The sequence below is a fragment of the Stenotrophomonas sp. STEN046 genome (genome assembly GCF_056759755.1).
The window spans coordinates 1-3,581 of record NZ_JBRRDR010000084.1 but is presented as its reverse complement, the minus strand read 5'-3'; the positions used below and the strand labels follow the sequence as shown (position 1 = coordinate 3,581).

The following is a 3,581-nucleotide window of genomic DNA, read 5'->3' as shown; positions in this document are numbered from 1 at the left end:
GGCGGGTTCATAGCGCCGCCCGCGCCGGGGGGGGGGGGCGGCCGGGGCGCGCTCACACCCCCGCCCTCCCTCGGGGGGGGGGGGGCCGCCGCCCGCCCCCCCCCACTACCCGATCGCCCAGCGATTTCTGAACATCTGGATCGCGCAGCACGGTTAGAGTCGGGCTTCCCCCATCGGACCGGACGTTCCATGCGCGTTTTCCTGCTGCTGCCACTGGCCCTGCTCGCGGCCTGTTCCACCACCCCCACCGAGCTGGACCCGATTTCCTACGCCTGCCAGCAGCAGCTGGATGCCTACCGCGAGCAACCGGCGCTGCGCAATTCGCGCAACGAACGGCCACCGCTGCCGGTGGCACCCATCAGCGAGGCCTGCGACAAGGAACTGCAGCGCAAGGGCGTGGATCGCGTGGTGCGCTGAGCGGCGTATGATCGGCGCGCGGGCCTGCCCGCGATTGGAGCTGTCTACATGGAACGTTCTGCCCGCCTGCCGTGCGGCCTGCTGTTGTTGACGGGCCTGCTGGCCACCGCGCCGGCACTGGCCAACAGCACGGCCTGCCAGGAGCGCTACCCCAGCGTGGCCGCGCAGGTGGCGATGTTCGACGTGGCCTGGGCGGCAGCCGAGCGACTGGATGCACTGCCCGACGTGGAGGTGGTGATCGCCGCGCGTGGCGGCCAGGACCTGAGCCGCTATGGCCTGCGTCACAGCCACCTGGCCTTCCTGGTGCGCGAGGATGACGGCCGCTGGCGCGCCATGCACCTGCTCAACCGCTGCAAGACCGACAGCTCGCAGCTGTACCGCGAGGGCCTGGGCAATTTCGTTGGTGAAAGCGGCAGCCATACCGATCTGCGCATTGGCGTGCCACCGCCGGCATTGCGTGCGGCCCTGAAGACGATGCTGGCGGCGCCGGCCATCCAGCCCAAGGCACTGCACGAGGCCAACTACAACGTGGTGGCCTACCCGTTCTCGACCGACTTCCAGAATTCCAACCAGTGGGTGCTGGAGGTGCTGGCGGCAGCGATGGCGCAGGCCGAGGGCGACCCGGTTATCGTCAAGCGCGAGCAGGCCCAGCAATGGCTGCGCGCGCAGAAGTACCAGCCCAGCGTGCTGCATATCGGCCTGGGCAAGCGCGTGGGTGCGCGCCTGTTCGTGGCCAACGCCACCACCACCGACCACCCGGCCAGCGAGCGCATTTCCGGCAACTATTCGGTGGTGACGGTGGAATCGGTGTTCGACTTCCTGCACCAGCGCAGCCAGCTGCTGCAGGAACTGACCATTGCGCATGCGGCGGTCGATTCCGCCGCTGCTGCCCCCTGACCTGGCAAGGAGAAGATGATGCGTACCCTGCAATTGACCGTGATGGCCGCGCTGATGTGCGGCAGCCTGTTGTCCGCTGCACCGGCACACGCCGAGCGCCGCATCGTGATCCTGCAGAACAGCGTACCCGAAGGTCCGAGCCTGGAAATGTCCGCGCCGCTGGTGACCTCCGCGCGGGCGGCAGCGGCCAAGGAGGCTGAGGACGCCGGCCTGCCCCCAGGCCAGGGGGCGTCGGTGAAACTGCCGCAGATGCAGGTCAGCGCCATCTCCACCACCGTCGATGGACGCCGCGAGGTACTGCTGCGCGATGCCAACAACCCGCAGAACACCGCCTCGATGCAGTGGCCCAAGCGCCCCGGTGACCCCGCCGTGCAGTTCAACGTGGGCCAGACCGTGAACTTTGAACCGGCCGAGTCGGGCAACGGCTGGCGGGTGAGCGACAACCAGGGCCGCCCGCTGGAATACCTGCCCGAGGCCACCGGCCCACGCGACATTTTCGATACGCAGCGCTGATCCGCTGCATTGCACCTGACCAGGAGGTCACCATGATCCGTTCCCTGCGCGCCCCCGCGGCCGCCCTGCTGCTGTCGGCACTGATGGTGCCCACCGTGCATGCCGGCGCCGCGCCCCAGCTCAACAGCGGCCAGACCAGCGTGCTGGTCACTTCGCTGATCGTGGTGTCGGTTCCGCTGGCCACCTCGATGGGCCTGGCCGCGCTGTCCAAGGCGCCGTTCAAGGCCAGCGAGCGCAACGGCCGGGTTGCCGAGCGCACACCGGCGGTACCGCTGCCGCCGATGGAAGTGAAACAGGTGGCGACCACTGCCGCCGGCGAACGCCAGGTGCATCTGCAGGTGCCGGACAAGGCCGACCAGACCGCCACCCTGCAGTGGCCGGCGATCGAGGGCGAAGACCCGGTGGCCGGCTTCGTGGTGGGCCAGCAGGTGCGCTTCGACCCCACCCAGGCCGGTGCCGGCTGGACGGTGAAGAACAGCGACGGCAAGGCCCTGGCCTATGTGCCCACCGCCTATGCCGCCGGCGACGTGCTGAGCGAACAGCTGTAAAGCTGAACGGGCGGTTTTGGATTTGCCGCAGGCCGGGCGGATAATGGGCGATTCCCTTTATCTCCCTGGCTCGCCATGTCCGTGCGTCCTGCGCCTGTTTTTGCCCCGTTGACCGCCCGCGCCCTGGTGCTGGCGGTGCTGGCCATGGGCGCAGTGGTGCTGCTGTCCAACGTGCTGGTGCAGTACCCGATCAACGACTGGCTGACCTGGGGCGCCTTCAGTTATCCGGTGGCCTTCCTGGTAAGCAACCTGATCAACCGCCGCTTCGGCCCGGGCCCTGCCCGCCGCGTGGCGTGGATTGGTTTTGCGGTGGCGGTGCTGTTGTCGGTATGGGTTGCCACCCCGCGCATCGCCATTGCCTCGTGCTCGGCCTTCATCGTGGCGCAGCTGCTGGATATCACCGTGTTCGACCGCCTGCGTCGCGGCAGCTGGTGGCGCGCGCCGATGGTGGCCACCACCTGCAGCGCGACGGTGGACACCACCATCTTCTGGTCGATCGCCTTCGCCGGTTCCACGCTGCCCTGGGTGAGCTGGGCGGCAGGCGACCTGGCGGTGAAGCTGGCGATCGGCGTGTGCCTGCTGGCACCGTTCCGCGCGCTGTTGTGGAAGATGGCGCCGCTGCGCACGACCGGCTGACAGACCTTGCCCTGGTAGATGCCAACCTTGGTTGGCGCGCACCTTGTACCCGGTGGGTGCCGACCGTTGGTCTGCATGCTGTTGCTCTGGTAGGTGCCAACCTTGGTTGGCACGCTGTTGCGGGGCCCATGAACGCTGACGGGTTCGTGCCAACCAAGGTTGGCACCTACCAACGGCGGGCCATCGCCGAGCCCTTGCTCCGGTAGACGCCAACCTTGGTTGGCATGCACCTTGTACCCGGTGGGTGCCGACCGTTGGTCGGCATGCTGTTGCTCTGGTAGACGCCAACCTTGGTTGGCACGCTGTTGCGCGGCCCATGACGGCTGACGGGCTCGTGCCAACCAAGGTTGGCACCTACCAACGGCGGGCCACCGCCGAGCCCTTGCTCCGGTAGACGCCAACCTTGGTTGGCACGCTGTTGCGGGGCCCATGAACGCTGACGGGTTCGTGCCAACCAAGGTTGGCACCTACCAACAGCGAGCTATCGCCGAGCCCTTGCTCCGGTGGGTGCCGACCGTTGGTCGGCACGCTGTTGCGGGGCCCATGAACGCTGACGGGTTCGTGCCAACC

5 protein-coding genes are annotated in these 3,581 nt (G+C 68.2%); all 5 read left to right on the top strand.

Translation table 11 applies throughout. The annotated features are described in order from the left end of the window. Nucleotides 1-189 precede the first annotated feature (189 nt). On the top strand, nucleotides 190-417 hold the full coding sequence (locus ACVOLJ_RS20815; RefSeq protein WP_475279469.1) for a hypothetical protein: 228 nt from the start codon (nucleotides 190-192) through the stop codon (nucleotides 415-417). A gap of 48 nt (nucleotides 418-465) precedes the next feature. Then, nucleotides 466-1,314 (top strand): DUF2145 domain-containing protein, encoded by an 849-nt coding sequence (locus tag ACVOLJ_RS20810; RefSeq protein WP_481564988.1) that lies wholly within the window; start codon nucleotides 466-468, stop codon nucleotides 1,312-1,314. A gap of 18 nt (nucleotides 1,315-1,332) precedes the next feature. Then, nucleotides 1,333-1,827 (top strand): hypothetical protein, encoded by a 495-nt coding sequence (locus tag ACVOLJ_RS20805; RefSeq protein WP_481564987.1) that lies wholly within the window; start codon nucleotides 1,333-1,335, stop codon nucleotides 1,825-1,827. A gap of 32 nt (nucleotides 1,828-1,859) precedes the next feature. Beyond that, nucleotides 1,860-2,375 (top strand): hypothetical protein, encoded by a 516-nt coding sequence (locus ACVOLJ_RS20800; RefSeq protein ID WP_475279472.1) that lies wholly within the window; start codon nucleotides 1,860-1,862, stop codon nucleotides 2,373-2,375. 75 nt (nucleotides 2,376-2,450) lie between these two features. Further along, on the top strand, nucleotides 2,451-3,011 hold the full coding sequence (locus ACVOLJ_RS20795) for a queuosine precursor transporter (RefSeq protein WP_481564986.1): 561 nt from the start codon (nucleotides 2,451-2,453) through the stop codon (nucleotides 3,009-3,011). Nucleotides 3,012-3,581: the final 570 nt, after the last annotated feature.

What these genes read in the sequence shown, in the direction of transcription:
- ACVOLJ_RS20795 (WP_481564986.1), top strand. Translation starts at nt 2,451, where the DNA reads ATGTCCGTGCGTCCTGCGCCTGTTTTTGCCCCGTTGACCGCCCGCGCC.
- ACVOLJ_RS20805 (WP_481564987.1), top strand. Translation starts at nt 1,333, where the DNA reads ATGCGTACCCTGCAATTGACCGTGATGGCCGCGCTGATGTGCGGCAGC.
- ACVOLJ_RS20815 (WP_475279469.1), top strand. Translation starts at nt 190, where the DNA reads ATGCGCGTTTTCCTGCTGCTGCCACTGGCCCTGCTCGCGGCCTGTTCC.
- ACVOLJ_RS20810 (WP_481564988.1), top strand. Translation starts at nt 466, where the DNA reads ATGGAACGTTCTGCCCGCCTGCCGTGCGGCCTGCTGTTGTTGACGGGC.
- ACVOLJ_RS20800 (WP_475279472.1), top strand. Translation starts at nt 1,860, where the DNA reads ATGATCCGTTCCCTGCGCGCCCCCGCGGCCGCCCTGCTGCTGTCGGCA.